The 23,814-nt window shown below is 47.2% G+C and carries 20 protein-coding genes; 9 read left to right on the top strand and 11 right to left on the bottom strand.

Going from position 1 to position 23,814, the window contains the following annotated elements; genetic code table 11:
* Positions 1 to 153: 153 nt before the first annotated feature.
* Positions 154 to 1,425, bottom strand: a complete 1,272-nt coding sequence (serS, locus tag IDJ77_RS17675) for a serine--tRNA ligase (protein ID WP_191190308.1) — start codon at positions 1,423 to 1,425, stop codon at positions 154 to 156.
* A gap of 114 nt (positions 1,426 to 1,539) precedes the next feature.
* Between serS and rsmI the strand changes: the two genes are divergently transcribed.
* The 4 genes from rsmI to IDJ77_RS17655 all read left to right on the top strand — a co-directional run bounded on the left by rsmI (position 1,540) and on the right by IDJ77_RS17655 (position 5,169).
* Positions 1,540 to 2,268 (top strand): 16S rRNA (cytidine(1402)-2'-O)-methyltransferase, encoded by a 729-nt coding sequence (rsmI, locus tag IDJ77_RS17670; RefSeq protein ID WP_191190307.1) that lies wholly within the window; start codon positions 1,540 to 1,542, stop codon positions 2,266 to 2,268.
* A 12-nt stretch (positions 2,269 to 2,280) separates the two neighbouring features.
* On the top strand, positions 2,281 to 2,820 hold the full coding sequence (locus IDJ77_RS17665; protein WP_191190306.1) for a DUF1572 family protein: 540 nt from the start codon (positions 2,281 to 2,283) through the stop codon (positions 2,818 to 2,820).
* A complete protein-coding gene (lnt, locus tag IDJ77_RS17660) occupies positions 2,820 to 4,451 on the top strand; it encodes an apolipoprotein N-acyltransferase (RefSeq protein ID WP_191190305.1) in 1,632 nt (543 codons plus the stop codon). Before IDJ77_RS17665 ends, lnt begins: the two co-directional genes overlap by 1 nt.
* 367 nt (positions 4,452 to 4,818) lie before the next feature.
* Positions 4,819 to 5,169, top strand: coding sequence for a hypothetical protein (locus tag IDJ77_RS17655; RefSeq protein WP_191190304.1), 351 nt, complete (start codon positions 4,819 to 4,821; stop codon positions 5,167 to 5,169).
* Here the strand turns inward: IDJ77_RS17655 and IDJ77_RS17650 are convergent, their stop codons facing one another.
* The 5 genes from IDJ77_RS17650 to IDJ77_RS17630 are packed head-to-tail and all read right to left on the bottom strand — an operon-like array spanning position 5,170 to position 12,012.
* The gene (locus IDJ77_RS17650; RefSeq protein WP_191190303.1) at positions 5,170 to 6,021 is read right to left on the bottom strand and encodes an N-acetylglucosamine kinase; all 852 of its coding nucleotides are present in this window, start codon (positions 6,019 to 6,021) and stop codon (positions 5,170 to 5,172) included. It lies immediately after the preceding gene.
* Positions 6,018 to 6,401 carry a response regulator gene (locus IDJ77_RS17645; RefSeq protein WP_191190302.1) on the bottom strand — a complete coding sequence of 128 codons (384 nt, stop codon included), beginning with the start codon at positions 6,399 to 6,401 and terminating at the stop codon, positions 6,018 to 6,020. The genes IDJ77_RS17650 and IDJ77_RS17645 overlap by 4 nt, the downstream gene beginning before the upstream one ends.
* A 36-nt stretch (positions 6,402 to 6,437) precedes the next feature.
* The gene (locus IDJ77_RS17640; protein WP_191190301.1) at positions 6,438 to 7,754 is read right to left on the bottom strand and encodes a TolC family protein; all 1,317 of its coding nucleotides are present in this window, start codon (positions 7,752 to 7,754) and stop codon (positions 6,438 to 6,440) included.
* Between the two features lie 6 nt (positions 7,755 to 7,760).
* Entirely contained in the window at positions 7,761 to 10,889 is a 3,129-nt protein-coding gene (locus tag IDJ77_RS17635; RefSeq protein ID WP_191190300.1) for an efflux RND transporter permease subunit, read from the bottom strand.
* Positions 10,890 to 10,893: 4 nt separating this feature from the next.
* Positions 10,894 to 12,012: an efflux RND transporter periplasmic adaptor subunit gene (locus tag IDJ77_RS17630; RefSeq protein ID WP_191190299.1), complete on the bottom strand. Its 1,119-nt coding sequence runs from the start codon at positions 12,010 to 12,012 to the stop codon at positions 10,894 to 10,896.
* 271 nt (positions 12,013 to 12,283) lie between these two features.
* Here IDJ77_RS17630 and IDJ77_RS17625 point away from each other — a divergent pair, with 271 nt between their 5' ends.
* From IDJ77_RS17625 to IDJ77_RS17615, 3 genes are all read left to right on the top strand, one after another.
* Positions 12,284 to 14,041: a M61 family metallopeptidase gene (locus IDJ77_RS17625; protein ID WP_224751151.1), complete on the top strand. Its 1,758-nt coding sequence runs from the start codon at positions 12,284 to 12,286 to the stop codon at positions 14,039 to 14,041.
* A gap of 264 nt (positions 14,042 to 14,305) precedes the next feature.
* Positions 14,306 to 14,461, top strand: a complete 156-nt coding sequence (locus tag IDJ77_RS17620; protein ID WP_191190297.1) for a lmo0937 family membrane protein — start codon at positions 14,306 to 14,308, stop codon at positions 14,459 to 14,461.
* 62 nt (positions 14,462 to 14,523) lie between these two features.
* On the top strand, positions 14,524 to 15,216 hold the full coding sequence (locus IDJ77_RS17615) for a PAS domain-containing protein (RefSeq protein WP_191190296.1): 693 nt from the start codon (positions 14,524 to 14,526) through the stop codon (positions 15,214 to 15,216).
* On the opposite strand, the gene IDJ77_RS17610 is transcribed toward IDJ77_RS17615, so the two are convergent.
* From IDJ77_RS17610 to IDJ77_RS17600, 3 genes are all read right to left on the bottom strand, one after another.
* A complete protein-coding gene (locus IDJ77_RS17610; protein WP_191190295.1) occupies positions 15,213 to 15,596 on the bottom strand; it encodes a hypothetical protein in 384 nt (127 codons plus the stop codon). The two genes, IDJ77_RS17615 and IDJ77_RS17610, sit on opposite strands and share 4 nt — an antisense overlap.
* A gap of 114 nt (positions 15,597 to 15,710) precedes the next feature.
* Positions 15,711 to 17,678 carry a M56 family metallopeptidase gene (locus IDJ77_RS17605; protein WP_191190294.1) on the bottom strand — a complete coding sequence of 656 codons (1,968 nt, stop codon included), beginning with the start codon at positions 17,676 to 17,678 and terminating at the stop codon, positions 15,711 to 15,713.
* A gap of 2 nt (positions 17,679 to 17,680) precedes the next feature.
* Positions 17,681 to 18,052 carry a BlaI/MecI/CopY family transcriptional regulator gene (locus IDJ77_RS17600; RefSeq protein WP_191190459.1) on the bottom strand — a complete coding sequence of 124 codons (372 nt, stop codon included), beginning with the start codon at positions 18,050 to 18,052 and terminating at the stop codon, positions 17,681 to 17,683.
* A 134-nt stretch (positions 18,053 to 18,186) separates the two neighbouring features.
* Between IDJ77_RS17600 and IDJ77_RS17595 the strand changes: the two genes are divergently transcribed.
* Positions 18,187 to 19,590, top strand: coding sequence for an MBL fold metallo-hydrolase RNA specificity domain-containing protein (locus IDJ77_RS17595; RefSeq protein WP_191190293.1), 1,404 nt, complete (start codon positions 18,187 to 18,189; stop codon positions 19,588 to 19,590).
* Positions 19,591 to 19,792: 202 nt separating this feature from the next.
* Here IDJ77_RS17595 and IDJ77_RS17590 read toward each other — a convergent pair whose 3' ends face one another.
* Positions 19,793 to 20,752, bottom strand: a complete 960-nt coding sequence (locus IDJ77_RS17590; protein ID WP_191190292.1) for an isopenicillin N synthase family dioxygenase — start codon at positions 20,750 to 20,752, stop codon at positions 19,793 to 19,795.
* 183 nt (positions 20,753 to 20,935) lie between these two features.
* Here IDJ77_RS17590 and IDJ77_RS17585 point away from each other — a divergent pair, with 183 nt between their 5' ends.
* On the top strand, positions 20,936 to 22,885 hold the full coding sequence (locus IDJ77_RS17585) for a DUF6600 domain-containing protein (protein WP_191190291.1): 1,950 nt from the start codon (positions 20,936 to 20,938) through the stop codon (positions 22,883 to 22,885).
* Between the two features lie 70 nt (positions 22,886 to 22,955).
* Here the strand turns inward: IDJ77_RS17585 and IDJ77_RS17580 are convergent, their stop codons facing one another.
* Positions 22,956 to 23,813, bottom strand: coding sequence for a ferritin-like domain-containing protein (locus IDJ77_RS17580; RefSeq protein ID WP_191190290.1), 858 nt, complete (start codon positions 23,811 to 23,813; stop codon positions 22,956 to 22,958).
* Between the last annotated feature and the right edge of the window lies 1 nt (position 23,814).

Below are 23,814 nucleotides of genomic sequence, written 5' to 3'. Positions count from 1 at the left end.
ACAAAGCGGCAATTGCCGCTTTGTTTGTTTATATCCACTACGTCTTTGCGAGGCACGAAGCAATCCCCGGCAAGCAGGGCGGATATGCAGCGCGGCTCTGCTTGCCGATGATTGCCGCGCTATCGCTCGCAAGGACGAGGTGCTATAATCTTATTAATCTATCCACTCAAACTTCGTATACGGCACCAACACCTCAGGTATTTTAATTCCTTTCTCCGTTTGGTTATTCTCCAACAAAGTAGCCACAATACGCGGCAAAGCCAATGCACTGCCGTTAAGGGTATGCGCCAATTGGGTTTTACCCTCCGCATTGCGGAAACGTAGTTTCAGTCGGTTACTCTGGAAAGTTTCGAAGTTTGATACAGACGATACTTCCAGCCAGCGGCCCTGCGCGGCGCTCCAGGTTTCCATATCGTAGGTAAGGGCCGCAGTAAAACTCATATCGCCGCCGCAAAGGCGCAGTACGCGATATGGTAATCCAAGTTTTTGCAGCAGGCTTTGTACGTGCAGGCTCATCTGCTCCAGCACATCGTAAGAAGTATCGGGGTGTACTACTTGTACTAACTCCACTTTATCAAACTGGTGTAAACGGTTCAGGCCGCGTACGTGGGCGCCATAAGAACCTGCCTCGCGGCGGAAGCATGGGGTATAACCTGTGTTACGGATCGGCAGTTCGTCGCCTTTTAATATCACATCGCGGTACAGATTGGTGATAGGCACTTCAGCAGTTGGTATCAGATACAGGTTGTCCTGTCCTACAAAATACATTTGTCCTTCTTTATCCGGCAACTGCCCGGTACCAAAACCCGATGCTTCGTTCACCATCAGCGGCAGCATCACTTCATCGTAACCGGCTTTTTCGGCTTCATCTAAAAAGAAAGCGATGAGCGCGCGTTGCAATTTAGCGCCCTTACCTTTATATACGGGGAAACCTGCACCCGTTATTTTAACGCCCAGTTCAAAATCTATCAGGTTGTATTTAGTAGCCAATTCCCAGTGAGGCAAAGCATTAGCAGGTAACTCCGGGATACCGCCGTGCTCCAGCACAACTTCGTTCTCCTCGGGTGTAATGCCCTTAGGTACGGATGAATGCGGCAGGTTGGGCAGCAAAACTATTTTGTTCTGTAGTTCCTGCCCTATCGCGCTCAGTTGTTCGCCAAGCTGTTTGCCTTCTTCTTTCCATTTGCCTGTGTTGGCTTTTATGGCTTCAGCTTCTTCTTTTTTTCCGTTGCGCATCAGTTCGCCAATTTGTTTGGCAGCCGCGTTAGATTGGGAGGAAACGTTATCCAGTAGAGTTTGAGTTTGGCGACGTTTGTCGTCCAGGCCAATCACCTCATCTATCAATTCGGGCTGTTTAAAATTTTTTACAGCCAAACGTTCTAAAACCTGTTCCCTGTTATCACGGATATAACTAACTTGCAGCATTATTATAATTTTTAGGCAAAGATATAACAGTTTGCAGTTTGCGGTGGGCAGTTTGCAGTTTTTTTAGAAACTAACGCCTTTTCCCTAACTGCCAACTGAAAACTGCCAACTGACATGACAGGTAAACTATACTTAGTACCCACACCCATCGGCAACCTGGAGGATATGACCTTTAGGGCCATCCGCATTTTAAAGGAAGCCGATTTGATACTGGCCGAGGACACACGCACCTCCGCCCCCTTGCTGAAACATTTCGAGATCCAGAACAAAGTGTTTGCCCACCATCAGCATAACGAGCATCAAAGCAGTAACGAGATCATCAAATTCCTGCTGATGGGGCAAAACGTGGCGCTGATATCTGATGCCGGCACGCCCGCAATATCCGATCCCGGCTTTTTCCTGGTGCGCGAGGCCTTGAAGTTTAACATCGCGGTGGAATGTTTGCCCGGTGCAACGGCATTTGTGCCCGCTTTGGTTAACTCCGGCTTCCCTACCGATAAGTTTTGTTTTGAGGGTTTTCTGCCCTTAAAAAAAGGCCGCCAAACCCGTTACAAACAATTGGCTACAGAAGAGCGAACCCTGATACTTTACGAATCGCCCCACCGTTTATTAAAAACGCTGGAAGAAATGGCCACTTTTTGGGGTGCCGACAGGCAGGTATCCGTATCGCGCGAGCTGACAAAGATGTTTGAAGAAACCGTACGCGGAACTGTTACGGAAGTAAAAACCTATTTTGAAACTCATCCGCTAAAAGGCGAGTTTGTAATGTGCGTTGCCGGGGCAGCGCCGGTTGAGGTGGATAAGAAAAAACGAAAATACCAGGACGACGAGGACGAAGATTAATACCCTGTTGATATGGACAATTACCTGCAAAGCGCACGTAAGCAATTTGAATATTATAGATCGGTGGGCGAACGTGCCATGGCGCAGGTGGCCGACGAAGGCCTGTTTTGGCAATACAATGCGGAGAGCAACAGCATTGCCACCATTGTAAAGCACCTTTGGGGTAACATGCTATCGCGGTGGACGGACTTTTTAACTACCGACGGCGAAAAGCCCTGGCGGGAACGCGAAGCTGAATTTGAAAATGATATTACAACGCGGGACGAGCTCCTCGCGAAGTGGAACGAGGGTTGGGCCTGCCTTTTTTCTGCTTTAGAATTGGTAAACGAAAGTACCATCCACAACCATGTTTTTATCCGTGGCGAAAAACACACCATTACCGATGCGATAAACAGGCAATTGGCACATTACCCCTATCATATTGGCCAAATTGTATTCATAGCCAAAATGATCGCGGATAATAATTGGAGTTCCCCTACTATCCCCAAAGGAAAAACCGGGGAATTTAACGCCAAAAAGTTTGCCGAAGAAACGGCAAAAAAAACTACCTAATGAAAAAAAATATCCTCCTATCTATATTCTCCGGCTTAATGCTCTGGCTGGCCTGGCCGCCCACCCCTTACACAACCATACTTTTGTTTTTAGGATTGGTGCCGATGTTGCTGGCGATGGAAAATATCATCCAATCCACCTCCGCAAAAAAGGGAAAGCAGATCTTCAACACTACCTTTGTAGGTTTTGTAATTTGGAACACGCTGTGTGTTTACTGGGTTTATAACTCGCTAAAAATGATAGGCCCGATTGTGGCCGCGCCCATCTCGATAATACCGTACACATTGGGGCCATTATTGATGAGTACTGCCTGCTGGTTGTATTACCGCCTGCGCCTAAGAACCAACCGAACTATCGGCTTGATCGGCTTGGTTTGTTTTTGGATAGGCTACGAATACCTGCACCAAAGCTGGGACCTCAACTTCCCCTGGATGACTTTGGGCAACGGTTTCGCGGTATCGCACCAATGGGTGCAATGGTACGAGTATACCGGCGTATACGGCGGTACCATTTGGGTATGGGCGGCAAACATCCTATTTTTTTTAATTTACATCGGGCTTCGCGAGGAACAGACCAAACAACTCAGGTTAAAGCTTATCATCAGCCTTACACTGGTTCTGGTGATACCGTTGGGTATCTCACTAACACGTTATTACAGTTATGAGGAACACATAAACCCGGCCAACATTGTGGTTGCGCAGCCCAATATCAACCCGTATGAAAAGGAAGGCACCATCCCGGTTTATAACCAGATAGAAACGCTTACCAAACTGTCCGATTCGCTGGCACAGCGCAACACCGAATTTTTCATCTGGCCCGAAACTGCTATTGTAGAGCCAATTGATGAGGACCGTGTTTTAACAAACAATTATTATTTGCAGGTAAGGCGTTTTCTCTACAAGTACAAAAATGCCAATGTGCTTACCGGGGGCGAAACCTACCGCTTTTACGATAAGCTTGTAAACAAAACCGCTTCACCTATCCCCGATGGTGGTTTTTGGGACCGCTATAGCACGGCAATCAATATCGAGAATTCCGCCAAGGTGCAGTTCTACCATAAATCGCGGTTGGTGCCGGGTGCCGAATCGCTGCCCTTTGCCAACGCGTTGTTTTTCCTGAAACCTGTGTTTGCGCATTTGGGTGGGGCCACGGGTAATTACACCATACAGCCCGAGCCCAGCGTATTTTATTCGCAAAGCGGCATTGGCGTAACGCCGGTTATTTGCTACGACTCCATCTGGGGCGAGTGGGTGGCCAAATCGGTAAGGCAGGGTTCGGAGTTCATCGCCATTATTACCAACGATGGCTGGTGGGAAAACACGTCAGGGAAAGATCAGCACCTGGATTACGCCAAACTGCGCGCCATCGAAACCCGCCGCTGGGTATGCCGCTCGGCCAATACGGGCATCTCCGCATTTATCAACCAGCGCGGCGATGTGGTGCAACATAGCGCCTGGTGGGTAAAAACGGCCCTGAAGCAGGATATCAACCTCAACAGCGACATTACCTTTTACGTGGCATACGGCGATTACCTGCCAAAGACCGGCAGCATTTTGGCCGTGCTGGGGATTGCCTTTTTATTGATAAAAGCATTTTTCAAAAAGAATGTAGCGGCAAAAATTAATGGGTAAATCGCGTTTGGTTGTAAGCCAAAATTTCCTTTAGCTTAACAAAGCTGCATCTGCGATTGGCAAAAAAGTTTACAAAAGTTTACACAATTCAGATGTAAACTTTTTAAATATTTGATAATCAAATATTTATACTTTAACAGGGTTTACATAAATCCTGGCACACGTTTAATTTTGGTAAAGTCGTATCAGCGTTCAATCCACCGTAATGGCCACAAGCAGCGGCTGGTTTGCAAAAAAAGAATAAGGTTACTTTTTACGGGCAAAAGTATTAAGGTTAAACATGATGAAAAACAAGTTATTGATTCTCAGTCTATCTTTAATATTAGTGATCACTTTGATCAGTAGCTGCGACTATTACAATCATAAGTTGAAAGTTCATAACAAATCAAAGGAGATTATTACAGTAGAATATGCAGACAGGGAATTGCCCGAGATGAACAATGTTGGACACACCATTGCTGGCTATAAAGCAATTATGCCGGATTCGACCAAAGATATCGTTAAGTCGGGAAGAGATGACGCCTGGCATGACTACATAGATCGCGGCCCCAGTAAAAAACTATTTGTTTACATTTTCTCGGTGAAGGAAATCAGTCAGCACCAGGACAATGTTGTAGGCGATGTCGTCATAGACGGCAAATATTTAAAACGGTTTGAATATACCGAACAAGAACTTATCAGCCGTAATTGGGTGATTGATTACGAGCAGGAAAAATAATTACCCGTTCCTCTTCACCATAAACTCCAGCAGATCGTTTATGGGTTGCTTGATGATCTTGCCTACATGCACCCCGTTTTCTTCACATACCGCTTTTAACTCGATAGAGAAAACAAAGGCGATAGAGCCCACAAAGTGGCATTTGAATTTGTTGTATTGCGGGTAGCTTTTAACATTGGTATCTACAAACTCCTGGAAAATGTTTCTTAGCAGCGCCTGGGCGTATTCTGTTTCGCGGATGCCGGCAATAAACTTAGAAAACGATGCCAGGTAAGAGTTTGCTGCCGGGCGCTGATACACATTTTTTATCACCACTTCCTTATCCAGGTGATAGGCTTCGTTAAACAGCACATGAATATGATGCGGCATTTTGCCGTATAAAAAATCGGTTACCAGGGTTTTGCCAATAATAGTACCGGCGCCCTCATCCCCTAAAACATAACCCAGGCCGTGATGCCCGTCGTGGAGTTCTTCGCCATCAAAAAAAGATATGTTTGATCCGGTGCCCAATATGCAGCAAAAACCTTTCTCGCGCCCGCAGGTGGCGTATGCAGACGCCAACAGGTCGCTATCTACGCTGATATAAGATTGTGGAAAAAGCACACTCAATGCATTGGAAACGATCTCGTGCCTGTCGGGACTGGAGCATCCTGCACCAAAAAAGTAGATCTCTGCTATTTGCGGGGCGTAGGGCAGCAGATCGGTTATCTGCTCCTGGAGTATCTTTAGAATTTCTTTTTCGGTAAGAAAGTATGGGTTTAGCCCTACCGACCTGAATGCTTTAGGCTCGCCATCCGGGCCCGAAAGCAGCCAATCTGTTTTGGACGACCCGCTATCTGCTACTAATATCATGTGCTAAGTTCTTGGAGCGCCTCGTAAGTTAGTGGTTTGTGTATAAATTGCGCTACATGCCTGCTATTACGCGAATTGCTCATATCGGTTGGGTCCAGCGAAGACGACAGCATGAAGATCTTCACCGGATTTTCTAAATCAAGGTCCAGCTTATCGTATTCTTCTAAAAATTCAAAGCCGGTCATCACAGGCATGCGGATATCTAAAAAAATAACATCCGGTTTAATAATACCCTGTTGTATAGCTATTAAAGCTTCCTGGGGCGATTGCTGAACAATGATCTTCTCCGCAAAGTTGCCGCTCTCTAAAATCTTGCGCGTCACAAAGTTATCGATGTAATTATCATCGATGAGCAAACAAGTTTTATAGCGGACAGGCATGTTCAAAAATAATCTTTTAAAGCAATTAAATATACTTTATTGAATATTAATACTATTGGTAATTTGTTTTAAGGTAACCTCGGCCATTTTGCTTTGATATTGTGCCGAAAAGAAGGTGGATTGTGCATCCAGGTAGTTCCTTTGCGCTTCGCGGATCTCCAGCGGGGTGATGTTGCCCAGCCTGTATTTTTCTAAGGAGATCTCCAGGTTTTTGCGCGCCAGTTCCACGTTAGATTGCCCTATCCTGATCAGGTCGAGCCCCGAAAGGTACGAAACGTAGAAATTGCTGATCTGCGCTTCAACATCCAGCATCGTTTTTTTGTAGTCGATATCCGCGTTATCTATCTGCAATTTGGCGTTACGCTCCCTCCGCCATTGGTTCAACCCATCGAAGATGTTGATAGATGCAGTAACCCCGTATGCAAGGCCGTGCGCGTTTTGCTGCAGGGTGAAGCCAGCAGGCGTATTGCTGCGCGAAAAGGTATAACCCGATGTAAGCCCTACCACCGGGTAACGCGTGCTGCGTACCTGTTTCAGGTTGATCTCGGCCAGGCGCTTGCTTATTTGCGACGAAAGGATGCCCGGGTTTTGCGTTTGCGCTTTGCTGATGATATCGCCCAAAACCAAAGAGCGGTCTACCTCGATGGTATCGCCTACCGAAAAATCGGTTTGCAGATCGCGCACCAGCAGCTGGTTTAGCTGAATTTTGCTGCTTTTAAATTGCTGCAATTGTACAATAAGCGCGGCGGTATCGGTATTCAAATTTACCTGCGCGTTGTATACATCTAAGCGCGAAACACGCCCAACGGTAAACTTATCATTGGAGTACCGCAATTGCGTGCGCGAGATATCTATGGCCCCGCGCAATGCTTTTATCTGCTCGTTTTGGCTGATGAGGTTATAATACGTATTGATAACGCTGGCTACGGTGCTCTGGATGGTATCCTGCAGGCGGATGGCGCCAAGCTTATCCAGCTGTTTCAACTGATCGTAGGTAGCAAACATGGCAAAACCGTCAAATATTGTCCAGTTGAGGTTTACGCCGTAGTTTAAGTTGCTGTTATGCGCATTTTTGATGTCGTTCACCGTTCCGTCGCTGCGGGTTTGCTTGGTGGTTTGTATGCTGCTGTTTTGAGTAAGGTTACCTGTTACCGTTGGCAAAAAGCCGGCATTGCCCAGCGTTACGTTATTACCGGATATGGCCGCGTTGTTTTGCGACAGCTTAATGTTGTAATTGTTCTTTAGAGCGATCTCCACCGCCTCGCGCAGGGTAAGTACCGGCGCGTCCTGTGCTTTCGCGGTAGCAAAACCCACGCAGCAAAAAATTAAGCCGATTATATATTTGATGTTCATGGCTGCTTAATGTTTTTGAATGATGATATGCGATGGATGAATAGCGCTTGCCTCTTCTTCGGTTTCTTCGTCAGGGTCTTTACGGGTTTTAGAGGCGAATACCATATACATGGTTGGGATCACATAAAGTGTAAGCACCAGCGAGAAAAGCATCCCCCCAATAATTACGATACCTAACGATACCCGGCTTTTTGCACCCGCGCCCAAAGCTAAAGCAATTGGTACCGAGCCAAGCACCACGGCCAAACTGGTCATTAATATGGGGCGTAAACGGGAAGTAGCGGCCTCCACTACGGCCTCGTATTTATTTAGGCCCTGCTCCATGCGCTGGTTGGCAAACTCTACAATTAAGATACCGTTTTTGGTTACCAGCCCTACCAGGGTAATTACGCCTATCTGTGCGAAAATGTTCCAGGTTTGATCGAACAGCCAAAGTGAAAGGAACGCGCCGGCTATAGCCAAAGGTACCGTAAGCATCACAATAATAGGGTCAACAAAACTCTCAAACTGAGCAGCCAGCACCAGGTAAATAAGCAAAAGTGCAAATAAAAATGCGAAGGCGATATTTGATGAGCCTTCAGCAAAGTCCCTTGATGGGCCGCTTAGCGCGGTGCTGAAGGTTTCGTCCAGCATTTCTTTAGAGATCCGGTTCATTTCGGCGATGCCGTCTCCCACGGTTTTGCCCGGGGCGAGACCAGCCTGCACGGTTGCCGATTTATAACGGTTAAAGTGGAAGATAGAGGGGGGCGTGGCGCTTTCCTGTATCTTTACTACGTTATCCAGCTGTACCAAATTACCTTTTGAGCTGCGCACGTAAACCGATTTCAGATCCAGCGGCTGGTCGCGGTTGGCGCGGTCTACCTGGGCAATTACCTGGTATTGCTTACCGTTGATGAGGAAATAATCTAAACGGCCACCGCTGTAATACAGCTGCAAAGTTTGGGCAATATCTTCTACCGAAACACCCAGGTCGCGTGCACGGTCGCGGTCGGTTGTTACGCGCAGTTCGGGTTTGGTAAATTTAAGGTTGATGTCTGTCCCCTGGAAAACGGGGCTTTTTGATACCTCTGCAAAAAAATCGGGCAGCACCTTGCGGATCTTTTCAAAATCCTGGTTTTGAATAACAAACTGCACCGGCAGCGAGGTACGCGCACCGCTACCACCACCGCTTATGGTTTGTTCCTGCACCACTATAGCCCTTGCATCGGGCATGGCGCGTAATTTTTTATTCAGGAAATCGGCTATCTGCTGTTGGGTTCGCTTCCGCTGATCCGGCGGTACTAAACCAACGCGGCCAAAGCCCGAGTTTGCCGAACCGCCGCCACCGAATGATGGTGATACGATCTCGAGGTTCACATTTGCTTCGGGCACCGAATCAGCAACGATCTGGGCTACCTTATCCATGTAGCGGGTCATGTACTCGTATGTTGCACCTTCCGAACCTGTTACCGAATAACGCAGCAAGCTGCGGTCGTCAAGCGGGGCGAGCTCCGATGGGGTTATTTTGAATAACACACCTGTAAGTAAGAGCGAGCCCCCCAATATCACAAACGATACCCATTTCTTCTTCATGAAGTTCACCAGCGTTTCGGTGTAACCATTGGTCATGCTTTCGAAGAAAGGCTCGGTTCTCTCGTAGAACTTTGATTTTTTCTGACTCTTGCGGATCAGCTTTACGTTCAGCATCGGCGTTAAGGAAAGCGACACAAATGCCGATATCAGTACCGAGCCTGCCACCACTACCGCAAATTCGCGGAACAGCCTGCCTGTAAAACCCTGTAAAAACATGATGGGTAAAAACACCGCCGCCAGCGTAACCGAAGTAGATACTACCGCGAAGAAGATCTCTGCTGAGCCCTGGAATGCTGCCTGCCTGATGGCCATACCGCCTTCTACTTTTTTGTAGATGTTCTCGGTTACCACAATACCATCATCCACCACCAAACCCGTGGCGAGCACAATGCCCAGCAGGGTTAATATATTGATGGAATACCCAAATACATACATGATAAAGAACGCCCCAATTAAGGACACCGGGATATCAATCAGCGGGCGGAAGGCGATGAGCCAATCGCGGAAGAACAGGTAGATGATGATCACCACCAGTACAAAAGAGATCAGCAGCGTTTCCTTTACCTCCACTATGGAGTTGTTGATGAATTTGGTATTATCCAAAGCCACCTTCACCTTAATATCGGGCGGCAGGTCTTTTTGGATCTGCGCCAGCCTGATATAAAAATCTTTGGCTATCTGCACATAATTGGCACCCGGCTGGGGCACTACGTTGAGGCTCACCATCGGCACAAAAGATTCTTTCAGCGAGGTTTCCTCATTGGCAGAACCCAGCACCGCGTAACCAATATCGCTCAGCCTGATCACCCGGTTACTATCGGCACGGATGATGAGGTTATTAAAATCTTTTTCGTTGGTAAGTTTACCCAGGGCACGAATGGTGATCTCGGTATTGTTACCTTCAATTTTACCTGCGGGCAGCTCCACGTTCTCGCGGTTTAGCGCGGTGCCGATATCTGTCGCCGTCAGGCCCAATGCCGAAAGCTTGTTAGGGTCTATCCATAAACGCATGGCGTACTGGCGCTGCCCCTGTATGTTGATGGTACTTACACCGGGGATAGTTTGCAAACCTTCCTGCAACACATTTTCGGCAAAATCATTCACCTGCATAATGTTGCGCTTATCGCTGCTTACGGTAAGGGTGATGATGTTATCGGCACTGGCATCGGCTTTGGTAACTACCGGCGGAGCGTTAATATCCTGTGGCAGCTGGCGCTGTGCCTGGCTCACTTTATCGCGCACATCGTTTGCGGCGGTCTCCAGGTCGGCATCAAGGTTAAACTCTACGGTAATATTGCTGCTCCCTACCGAACTTGTTGACGAGATATTACGAATCCCTGGTACACCGTTAATGGCTTTCTCCAATGGCTCGGTTATCTGCGATTCTACTACATCGGCGTTGGCGCCCGAGTAGCTGGTGGATACGGAAATGATAGGCGGATCTACCGAGGGGAAATCCCTCACCCCTAAAAAGGTATAGCCAATTACGCCAAATACGACAATAACAACCGACATTACCGTTGCCAGTACCGGCCTTTTTATACTTATGGACGATAAACTCATATGGCTATTGTATAACTTTTAGAACTTTCAATGGCGATTTCGGGCGGATCTGGATCAACCCCGACACTACCAAACTATCGCCCTGTTTCAACCCATCAACAATTTGTATTTTGGTATCGGTACGCAGGTCGGTTTTTACATTTTGCGCTACGGCTATGCCGTTTTTGTATAAATACACCTTGCTGCTTTTCAAATCGGGGATCACGCATTCGGTAGGTACCATAATGGTTTTGGGAATCTGATCGAGCGTTAAATTTATTTTAGCGAACGAACCAGCCGTAAGCTGGTTACCCGGGTTTGGCGCTTTAGCCCGTACGGTAATGGTACGCGATGTAGCATCCAGCGATGGCTCGATAGCATAAACCGTTGCGGCAAATTCTTTTTGTGAGCTCTCGATAGTAAACTTTACCTTGCTGCCTTTGCCAATGATAGGCAGGTAACGCTCAGGTACCGAGAAGGTAACCTTTGCCGGATCTATATTGACGATGGTGGCGATGGGCGTGGAGGGCGAAAGATAACCACCCGGGCTCACATTGCGCAAACCAATAGTGCCCGAAAATGGCGCACGGATCTCGGTACGGCTTATTTGTGCCCTGATCACGTCTGCCTGTGCTTTCATGGCGTTTAGCGACGATAGCGAGGTTTCGTATTCCTCCTTGCTCACCGCCTCTTTCTCTAACAGTATTTTGTTACGGTTGTTGATGTCACGTGCCAGTACCATCTGCGCATTTATCTGTTGGAGGGCTGCCTGCTGGTCCTGGTTGTAAACTTTTACCAGCAATTGCCCTTTGCTCACTTTAGTGCCTTCGGTAAAATATATACCGGTAATATTGCCGGCTGTTTGGCTTATCAGGCTTACTTTTTCGTTGGCATCTATAGTGCCTGTGATATCGATCTGGTTGCTCACGGCAGTATCTTTTACAACCATCAGCACTACCGATACCGGCGGGTTTGCTCTCCCACCCTTTCCACCTTTAGCATCCTTACCCCCTTTGGCACCACCGCCTCCTGCCCCGCCTGTAATGGCATCGCGTTCTTTAGCATGCTTGCTAAAAAACTTGTTATAAATAAGGAAGGCAACCAATAAAGCCAGCAGGGTGTAGATAATGTATTTAGTTTTCATGTTTGGCGTATTGGCAAAGTAATTGGGTTTTAATAGTATTGATTAAAGCGTCGTAGCTGTTCATTCACGCAAATATAAATGTATATCGGTTATAACCTGCAATTGGTAATATCCGCAAAACTAACCGCTTAGGGCATATTTTGATTGCTTGTATCAACCATTTTACAACATTTGCATTTTTTGCTTTGCAATTAAAAAACATAAAAATTTATAACTTGCAGCCATGAAAAATTTTAAACCATTAGCCCTGGCTTATTTATTACTATTAATTATGAAGATTTCCACGGCCGGCGCCGCTGTAGTTTACCCTAAAATAGCATATAAAGTTACCTTCCCCGAAGCACAAGCACATTATGCCGATATAGAAATGACGGTAAGCGGCTTAAAGCAACCCACCCTCGACCTTAAAATGCCCGTTTGGACACCCGGCTCGTACCTGGTAAGGGAATTTGCCAAAAACATCGAGGGCTTTACCGCTACCGCTAATGGCAAAGCAGTTCCTGCGCCAAAAACAAGCAAAAACACCTGGCATATCAACACCACCGGCATATCAACCGTGGTGGTTAAATATAAAGTTTATTCCTTCGAAGTATCTGTTCGTACCAGCTTTGTGGATATTACGCATGGCTTTTTATCAACCACGGGTGTATTTTTATACCCCAAAGGGATGCTGAACCAACCATCAACCATTAAAATAATCCCTTATAAAGATTGGACCACCGTATCTACCAGCCTGGAAAAAGTTGGCGGCGACCAGTTCAGCCTTACTTCGCCAAACTTTGATATCCTGTACGATTCGCCTATTGAGGTAGGTACACAGGATGTTTTTGGCTTTGACGCAGCAGGCGTAAAATACGAAGTAGCTATGTATGGCGGCGGCAATTACGATAAAGAACGCCTGAAGAAAGACATGGCTAAGGTAGTTGAAGCAGAAACCGCTGTTTTTGGCGAGAACCCCAATAAGCACTATACCTTTATTGTACACAACCGCGCACGCGGTGGCGGCGGGCTTGAGCACTTAAGCTCAACCGTGTTGGGTGCCGGTCGCGATCAGTATGGCAGCGAAAGCGGCTATATTAACTTTTTAGGCCTGGTAGCGCATGAGCATTTCCACCTGTGGAATGTAAAACGCCTGCGCCCTATTGTATTGGGCCCGTTTGATTACGAGACCGAAAATTACACTACCAACCTTTGGATAGCCGAAGGCTTTACCGCCTACTACCAGAATTTGATACGCCGCCACGCCGACCTGTATTCGGTAGATAGCTACCTGGCCGATGCCGTAGGCGATATCAACACGGTTGAGAACCAGCCGGGCACTAAAGTACAGCCCCTTGCCGAAGCCAGCTTTGATGCCTGGATAAAAGCATACCGCCCCAACGAGAACTCTTACAACACCGGCATCTCTTATTATGATAAAGGCGCGGTGATAGGTATGCTGCTTGATCTGGAGATCATGAACACAACCGGCGGCAAACAATCACTGGATGATGTGATGAAATACATGTACAACACCTATTACAAAGGCAAGAAACGCGGCTATGCCGATGCCGAGTTTAAACTGGCGTTCGAAAAATTCTCGGGCAAAAATCTGGACGATTTCTACGCCAGGTACATCAACGGCCTGGCCCCTATCGATTATAACAAATACCTCAGCTACGCCGGTTACAAAATTACCGATCAGCTGGCCGATAGCAATAACCCAACCCTTGGCGTATCTGCAAGCAACCAGCCCGGCGGCAAAAAAATTGTAAGCATGGTGCTGCGCGATGGCGCCGGCTGGAAAGATGGCATAAACGTGGGCGACGAAATTGTATCGGTAGATGGCACCCCGGTTACCGATATGACCACCCTGATGAACGGCCGCAAGGTTGGCGATAAAATAACCGTTGCTGTAATACGCGATGGCAAACCCTACAGCCTGCCGGTAACTTTATTACGCAACAATAAAGTACAATTTAAAGCCGAAGAATTACCAAACCCAACTGTACAGCAACTGGCCGTGCGCAAAAAATGGCTGAAATTGTAAAAAACTTCTAATTTATTTTTAAGGCCCCTTTCCGGAAGTTGGAAAGGGGCTTTTTTATATCCTACCGCGTCATTGCGAGGTACGAAGCAATCTCTACGCAGGCAAAGCGGATATGCATAGGGCTCTGCATATTTGGAGATTGCTTCGCTCCTCGCAATGACGATAGGGTTTAATTGGCATTATTACCCCGGCGCAAGTTTTTGGCACGCTATTTATTAGTATATACTTAACACACTATCTATAAAACATTTTAAACCATCAACCATGAATTCATTATTGTATATAATTGCCGTTATCCTCATTATAGGCTGGGCAATTGGCGTATTTTTCACAGCAGTGGGCAGCCTTATACACGTGCTGTTAGTTATTGCCGTTATCGCGTTTTTATTAGGCATTATCCGCAGGCCAACTGCCATATAAATTTCTTTGTAAAAATATTTGGCCCCGGTTTTCCGGGGCCTTTTGCATAATATACCCGTACCATGAAAATACCCTTCACCCCACAATTACTTGGCGACCTGATAGAAAAGGGTTATACCTATTTACTGGCCAGCACAGCTTCGGAGCCCTCCATGGAAACAGCGCTAACCTTAAAGCCCGTACGTAAAAAACCCGTACTTTATAATCTGCCCAACGGGTACGAAACCTTTTACAAAATAACGCGCGAACCCATGGTAATGGCCACCGGTATTAATGATACCAGTATAATGGTTGAATATGAAACTATCAACGACACCATCACTGGTGAAGATATTTTCGACGACAGCTATTTTAGAATGAGTGAAGAATTTTTCCATCAGGTGCTGGAGAGCCTGGAAGATTACGCGGTGATCACTACCGATAAAAACGGCGATATTAACAGCTGGAACTCGGGTGCCGAAAATGTATTGGGTTACAAGGAGGTAGAAGTGATTGGCGTTAGCGCTAAAATATTTTTCACCCCGGAGGATGTTGCCGCCGGGGCAGCTGAAAAAGAACTTACTACTGCTAAAACGGAAGGCCGCGCGATAGACGAACGGTACCACCTGCGCAAGGATGGCTCCCGTTTTTGGGGCAGCGGCCTGGTTTTCCCCTTGTACGATGAGGAGCAAAACCACAGGGGCTTCACCAAAATAATGCGCAACCTGCGCGAGCGGCAGGAAGCCGAAGCCGCTGCTGAAGCGGAAGAAATTTAATTTTTCGTCACCAGTTTTGAAGCGATAAAGGCAAACAACCCCTGTATCAACCCGAACGCGATACCGAAAACGGGCGCCATTAATATCATCATTACCCGTGGGTGCCTGCCCAATTCAAATGAGGCCATATTAGGGTGATGCGGCAGATAATTGTCGTAAAAAATGGTATGCACAATGGTTATCCAAACACTGTTTATTAAACTTAAAACAAAGCCATGCCAAAAATATCTGCCGGGGCACGCCTTGGCTATAACCACCGCGCAAAAGATAAATATCACCACCCAAAAAACGGGTTCGATATTTTCGGGAATTAAGGATATGGTGCCAAATGCCATAATGAGCCCGAAGACGGATAATTGGAATAAGAGTTTAAGGTTCATGCTATTAGGGGTTTATGCCATAAATTTAACTATAAGATCCCAATAAATTATAGCACAAAAAAGCCGGCAAATTATTTATCTGCCGGCGTAGGGTTTATAATTAACTAACTGATCTTATTTTACCTTCTTCTTCATTGTAACTGTTATAACCCCATTCTTCCTTCTGTCCCCGTCCTTATAAATAGCAGATGCATCCTTTGTAACATTAATGCTCTGTATATCGTTAGGGTTAATGGCACTCAAATCCTCAACTTCTTTGCCATCTACAAGGTACAATGGCTTTGCAGATCCCTTCAGCTCGATAAATGTGGTGCCATCGCCTGTTTTTAAAGTAGTTGCATCACCGGCTACTGCGGTGTATGTTTTAGGATAAATGGCGGGGTCTATTTTTCCCTGCAGGTTTAATTGCTTACCATCCAAAGTAAACGCTATGGGCAAAGTATACTTTACATTTACCGGCCGGCCGTTTTGCATACCCGGGTACCATTTAGGCATGTTTTTGATCACCCTAACCGCTTCCTCATCGGCACCGTAACCAATTCCATTTAACACTTTCACATCGCCGATGCTGCCATCCTTCATTACAACAAAGCTGGTTATCACCCTGCCCTGTATTTTGTTTTTACGGGCCTCTGCAGGGTATTTAATGTTTGTACGGAGGTAAGTGGCACAAGCCTGGTTACCGCCCGGGAAGCCCGGCTGCTGCTCTACCTCGGTAAATATAGCTTCGGTTAAACCGGTGCTCAGGTCGGTTTGCCCAACTTTAACTGAAGCGGCTTTGCTCTCCAGCGCGAAATTTACCGGTACCGAAAATTGAGTACGTACCTTTTTTCCGTTCTGTCTGCCGGCTATCCACTTTGGCGATGCCTTTATAGCACGTACGGCTTCTTCGTCGCAACCGCTGCCAATGCCGCGTAGAACCTTTATATCACTAACCGAACCGTCTTTCTCTATTACAAAGGTGAGTATAACGCGGCCTTGCACGTTATTGTCGCGGGCCGCTTTAGGGTACCTGATCGTCTTAGCAAGGTAGCGGTCAAAAGCATCTTCATCACCCGGGAATTGCGGCATTTGCCCCACCTTCATAAAAACCTTTCCCTGTCTTGGCGTGTCAATAACAACTACCGTCTCCTTAAACAAAAGGTTCTTTGCTGCTGGTGCTTCTGCCTGTGTTGTTTCTTCGGGAGTATTTCCCGTAGCGGGTTGCAATAACAATTCTTCAGCGTTATCGTGTAAAGCTTCTATGGCCTTGCTATTGCTGATGGTGGCCGATGACAGTACCAGCATCAGTACAAATAAAGGTGCCGACAGGCCGTATTTTAACAGCTTAACCCGCTGCGATTTATTCTTCTGTAACATCATAATACGTTGTTTTAGTAAACTGTGGTTATAAAATGGGTTAACTAATTGGTGCGCGGGGGCGTTAAAGGTTTGGCTCAGCAGCAATAAAGCATATTCGGCTTTATCGTTACCTGCTTTTATCGCTTGCCTGTCGGCGATGTATTCGTGGATATGTTTGATGGCGAAACGGTACAGGTACACCACCGGGTTAAACCAGTTGATGATCATTACCGCCTCGATGATCAGCACATCTGCCGAATGCCATTGCTGCGCGTGCACTTCTTCGTGCGCCATCACAACATCCTTGCTTTCGGTATCGTCGGCAACGTTTATTTTATTGAAGAAAGAGTATGGCGTGGCCGATGGCACCGCTTGTTGTATCACCCTGCGCAGTTGTATAAACTGCCACATCAGGCGCAAGGCAAGCACAATTACGCCGGCAAGGTATATCATCACCATTATTTCGCCCAGTGTGTAGGGTGTATCTTGTATGGGGGCAAGCGCGGTGATATTAATATCGGTGCCACTACCATAAAATGCATACTGCACCTTTTGCGTAATAAACAGGTTTTTCACCCATTCCGATTGGATCAGCGGGATAAAGAACGACAGCAGCGCTGCCCCCACCAAATAGATGCGGTTGAGCTGGAAAAATGTTTCGCGGCGTAAAAGCAGCGCGTAAAAGCCAAAAAACAGGGTGAGGTAAATATTTACCAGGAATAAATAATGCCACCAAGCCATAACTATTTATCTTTAAGTTTCTCAATCAGTTTCATGATCTCATCGGCCTCTTTCAGGTCAATTTTCTCCTTCTTCACAAAAAAGGAAAGCATCCGGTTTACCGAGTTATCAAAGTAGCCCGTCAGCAGTTTATCGGCAGCAAAATTTTTGTATTGCTCCTTGCTTACTATCGGGTGATACTCGTGGCTTTTGCCATATGCGGTGTGGCCCACAAAGCCCTTGGTCTCCAGAATGCGGATAATGGTTGATACTGTATTGTAAGCCGGTTTTGGCTCGGGCAACACATCCAGCACATCTTTTACAAAGCCTTTTTTTAACTGCCAAAGCACCTGCATTATCTGTTCTTCGGCGCGGGTTAACTCTTTAATTTCCATCATAATAATAAAACTAACTTGTTAGTTAAACGAAGTTAAAGTATAAAAATCAAATTTACAACTAAAAGTTTAGTTTTTTATTTATTAAACTTTTATCCGCATGTTTGGTTCTTCATTCCACAACCAATTTATAGATGGATATAACCTTTCACGGCGCTGCCCGTAACGTTACCGGCAGCAAACACCTGTTACGCTTAGCAGATGGTACAGGCATATTGTTAGATTGCGGCATGTTCCAGGGCATGGGCGATCAAACCGAAGAAATGAACGAGCATTTTGGTTTCAACCCGCAAAAGGTTGACTACCTGATCCTCTCCCACGCGCATATAGATCATTGCGGCTTGATACCCCGCCTGGTGGCCGAAGGTTTTGAAGGGCAGATTTTTTGCACTGCCGCCACCATGGACCTTTGTAAGATCTTGCTGGCGGATTCGGCCAAGATCCAAACACAGGATAACGAGTACAGCAATAAGCACCGCGCACGCAAAGGCCTGCCGCTTTTAGAAGCTTTGTATACTGATGATGATGTGATAAAAGCGCTGAGCCTTTTTAAAATAGTGGATTACCACGAGCCCTACCACATTACACCAACCGTAAAATTTAAATTTACCGATGCCGGGCATGTTTTAGGCAGCGCGGCGGTACACATAGCTGCCGAGGAAAACGGCAAGACGACTTATATTACCTTCAGCGGCGACGTTGGCCGCTACGGCGATCTGCTGCTGAACAACCCGCAAACCTTTCCGCAGGCAGATTATATTTTGCTGGAATCTACCTATGGTGACAGTTTGCATAAAGACATAGGCCCTATTGAGGATGCCTTGCTGGAGATCATCAAACAAACCTGCGAAGTAAAAAAGGGCAAGGTAATTATCCCGGCATTTAGCGTAGGGCGTACGCAGGAACTCCTTTATGCCTTAAATGCATTGGAATTGAAGGGCGAATTACCAGATGTGGCTTATTATGTAGATAGCCCGCTATCAGAGAAAGCTACCCAGGTATTGAAGGACCACCCCGAAGTTTATAATAAGGATGTGAAAGAGGTGATGAAGATTGATGCCGACCCGTTTGGGTTTAAGGGATTGAAATTTATCCAGTCTACCCAGGAATCTATCGCCCTGAATGATGATGTACGCCCTTGTGTTATCATATCCTCATCGGGCATGGCAGAGGCCGGGCGGGTGAAGCACCATATCAAAAACAACATAGGTAACCAAAAGAATACCATACTGATGGTGGGTTATGCCGAGCCGAACTCGCTGGGCGGTCGCCTTGCCCGCGGGGAAAAGGAGGTACATATTTTTGGCGAGCAATACCAGGTAAAAGCCGAAGTGCAGTCAATCAAAAGCATGAGCGCCCATGGCGATTACGAAGATCTGCTCCATTTCCTTAGCTGCCAGGACCCTAAATTGGTAAAACAGGTGTTTTTAGTCCACGGTGAATACGAGGTGCAGCAGCATTTTGCCGAGAAGATAAAAGAAAAGGGATTTGCCAATATCGAGATCCCATATCAGCACCAGAAGGTGGTGTTGGAGTGAGAAGAACAAGGGAAAGGCCGTTTGCATTTAGCAAACGGCCTTTATTTTTACTGGGTTGTCATTTCGAGGGAAGCGCAGCGATGAGAAATCTTGTTAGATGTGCAAAGCGGATACGCAAGGTGGCGAACTTTGCATGGACAACAAGATTTCTCCCTCGTGCCTCGGTCGAAATGACATAATTTATAAATATGATGTATTCTTACTATTTCTTCAACCCTATCTCCCTCAATCGCTCATCCAAATACTCACCCGCGGTGATATCGGTATAAACCTTAGGGTGCTCCGCATCAATGGTTGACGGTAGGCTGGTGAGGTCCATATTTGATTTTGGGTGCAGAAAGAACGGCACCGAAAAACGGGAATTCATCTGCTCGCGCGGCGGATTCACTACGCGGTGCGTGGTTGATTTTAGCTTGTTATTGGTTAAACGCTGCAGCATATCGCCCACGTTCACTACCAGGTCCTCGCCAAAAGCCGTAACAGGGAACCATTTATTTTCGCGGGTTAACAGCTCTAAACCATCAGCGCTTGCGCCAATTAACAGCGTTATCAGGTTAATATCCTCATGTGCCCCGGCACGTACCGCATCATCCGGCAATGCATCCGGGTTCTCTATCGGGAAATAATGCAGGGTACGCAGTATCGAGTTGCCATGCGCTACCTTATCATCAAAATAATTCTCGGGCAGTTCCAGGTAAACGGCTATAGCGCGCAACAGATGCTTGCCTGCCGCTTCCAGTTTTTTGTAAACCTCTTCGGTAGTAGTGTTAAATTCGGGCAGCTCGGCAACCTCCATATTATCCGGGTAATCTTCTTTGCTGGCAGTTGCTTCCGGGTCTATCTGGCCAATCTGCCAAAACTCTTTCAGATCGGGCACCTTGAAGCCTTTAGCGGTTTCCTTGTTCTTGCCGGTATAGCCACGCTGGCCCGCCAGTTCGGGGATCTCGTATTGTTGCTTGGTTGCTTCGGGCAGGGCAAATAAAGCTTTCACCTGCTCGTATAATTTATCCATCAGCTCTTTACTTAAACCATGGTTGGTTACGGTAACAAAGCCGGTTTCGTTAAAAGCCTTGCCAATGCTTTCAGAAAATTGCTTTTTTTCTTCGGCGCTGCCGTTTATGTAAGTGTTCAAGTCGAGGCGAGGGATGTTTACTGTGCTCATAAAATGCTGTGTTAAAAATGCCTGTAAAATTATTAAAAGATAAGGCAGAAATCAGCCAAATGTGCTAAAATTTCTCTGCCCGGGTTTTGTTATACAATATAAGGCTTAAAACTATTTATTGTTTAAACGTTTTATACTTAGCGCAGTCATACCTGTATATAAGCCTATCTTACTCGAAATATTATGAAAATATTAACCAAAATATGGGGGACAGCACTTTTAGCCATCATGCTGATGGCAATTGCCCCCGCAAAAAGCTCCGCACAAGATGAGGGCGGGCAATATATCTCCACACAGGAGTTTTACGATCAGCTGGCGCCTTATGGCACCTGGGTATATGATGCCAAGTATGGCGATGTATGGGTGCCTGATGTAGACCAGGATTTCCGCCCGTATGTAACTAATGGCCACTGGGTGTATACCTCCTATGGTAATACCTGGGTATCTGATTATGAATGGGGATGGGCAACCTTCCACTATGGCCGCTGGACCTACGATGATTACTATGGATGGGAATGGGTACCCGGCAGCGAATGGGCACCCGCCTGGGTAGACTGGAGAGACGGTGACGGTTATTACGGCTGGGCACCGATGACACCTGAAGTGGCTTATAATGCATCGTACAACGATGATTATTACAACTCCTATTCTACACCCGATTTTTATTGGTCGTTTGCGCCGTACGCGTATATCAACTACACAAACGTTTATAACTATTGCGTGCCATATGCACGGGTACATACCATATACGGAAGGAGTAATTTCATCCGCAATACTTACAGGTATAACAACCGGGTTTATGTAAGCGGCCCGCGCCGCGATGAGATACAGCGCTATACCAAGCGCGTTGTAAGAGTTTATAATATCAATAATATAGACCGGCCTTCGCGCAACACTTTCAATCGTAACTCGGTTAATTTTTATCGGCCGGACATCCGCAGGGACAGAAACGCGCGCCCATCAAAAGTAATTGATGGCGCAGCTTACAGGCAACAGAATCCTAACCAGCGAATAGGCGGTACCGATAGGCGCAACGGCGCCGTTACACAGCGCGAGAACGCCGGCAGGCTGGCAAACGAGGCGCGCTCAAACAACAGCCGCTTTGTACGTACTGATAATAACCGACCTAATACACCAAACGGGCAGCGTGGCGACGGCAATGGTCGTTTTAACAGGCGCCCCGCCGATGCAGGCAACGCCGTACAGCCCGGCCAACAGGTTGGTGCTGACAGGCCTGCCCGCCGCCCTATCGACCTGAATAACCCCGGCCAGCAGGCAGCAGAGCAGCAAAGACAAACCCGCGAGCAGCAACGCCAGCAAATGCAGGTACAACGCCAGCTGCAAACGGAACAGCAGCGTCAGCAGCAAACCGAACAACAACGCCAGCAGGCAGATCAAAGTCGCGAACAGCAGCGCCAACAAATGCAGCAGCAACGCCAGCAGCAACAGCAGGCCGGCGAGCAACAAACCGATTTGCAAAGGAAACAAGAACAGCAACAGCGTGGCCAGCAACAAAGGCAACAGCAGGAGCAATTAAGACAGCAGCAAACCGAGCAACAACGTCAGCAGGCCGAACAGGCCCGTGAGCAACAGCGCCAGCAAGTGCAACAGCAACGCCAGCAGCAAACCGAGCAACAGCGCCAGCAGGCTGAACAGGCACGCGAGCAGCAGCGCCAGCAAGTGCAACAGCAACGCCAGCAGCAAACCGAACAACAACGCCAGCAGACCGAACAGGCTCGCGAACAACAGCGCCAGCAAGTGCAACAGCAACGCCAGCAGCAAGCTGAACAACAACGTCAGCAGCAAGAGCAAACCCGCCAGCAACAAGCCGAGCAACAACGCCAACAGGCAGACCAGGTTCGCCAGCAGCAAAAGCAACAGCAGGAGCAGCAACAGCAGCAGGCACGTGAACAACAGCGCCAACAACAGGAACAGGCACGCGAGCAACAAAAGCAACAGCAGGAACAACAGCGCCAGCAGCAGGAACAGGCCCGCCAACAACAGGCCGAACAGCAACGCCAGCAACAACAGCAGGCCCGCGAGCAACAAAGGCAACAACAGGAGCAACAGCGCCAGCAGCCGCAACAACAACCGCAACGCCCCTCAAGGCCCTACTTACGCGGCAAAAATTAATATTATATAACAAAGTGGCCCCGGAGAAATCCCCGGGGCCGCTTTGCATTTGTTGTTTTGGTAAAAGCAGTTAGTTCACAATGAACGAACCAACTAACAGGGCCAGCACCTGATCTTTAGTTAAAGGTTCATCAAAGGCAGCAGTAACCACAGCGGCCGAAGCCAGTGAGCTTAAATTCACACCTCCCTGGGTAACGTTCTCTTCACCTGCATAATTGCCGTTAGCAACAGCTACACCGGTATCGTTACCTAAAGAGGCCGTACTAACAATGTACGGCAATATCGTTGGTTTTGCGGTTGCGCCGTTCGCCCTGTCGTTACGCAATTTACGTATGGCAGCTGCGTGGCGTGCTTCTACAGCATGGATACCCAAAGCAGCAGTTAATACCACCTGGTTACCCAGTAAGATAGGAGCAGCGCCTTTATAAGCACGTACGCCGGTATCTTCAAACACCTGGGCCACCGCCAAAAAGGTATCGTAGTTTGTAAACACGGTAGCGAACGGCCCTCCGCCTTTGTTATTACCACCGGTATAATCTACCGCAGGGGCAGCAACGGCAGTACCGCCTAACGAGCCAATCACATTTTTCAAAAAGGTAACGTGGTGGTTTTCGTCGGCAGTAATTTTGTTGATGTATAGCACATCCGAACCAGGGAACAATCCCGGTTTTGCACTACCTGCATTATAAAAGCCGGCCTCAAGATATTCTAACGTTAAAGCATAATTTAATACACCTATAACATCGGCAGTAGATGCAGCGCCATAAGCTTTTTTAAACATGGTGCCTAAAGCAAAAGGCATGGCAGCAAGGGCTACTTTAGAGCCAAAGCTGGTTATATTTTTGATGGCGGCACGGCGGGGATTTAACCTTTCGTGTATTTCCGGATCAACTTTTTCTATTTCGTTTACTATTTCAAATAAATTCATG

It is taken from the genome of Mucilaginibacter pankratovii, assembly GCF_014773265.1.
Lineage (GTDB): Bacteria > Bacteroidota > Bacteroidia > Sphingobacteriales > Sphingobacteriaceae > Mucilaginibacter > Mucilaginibacter pankratovii.
This window is presented reverse-complemented; position numbering and strand designations above follow the sequence as displayed.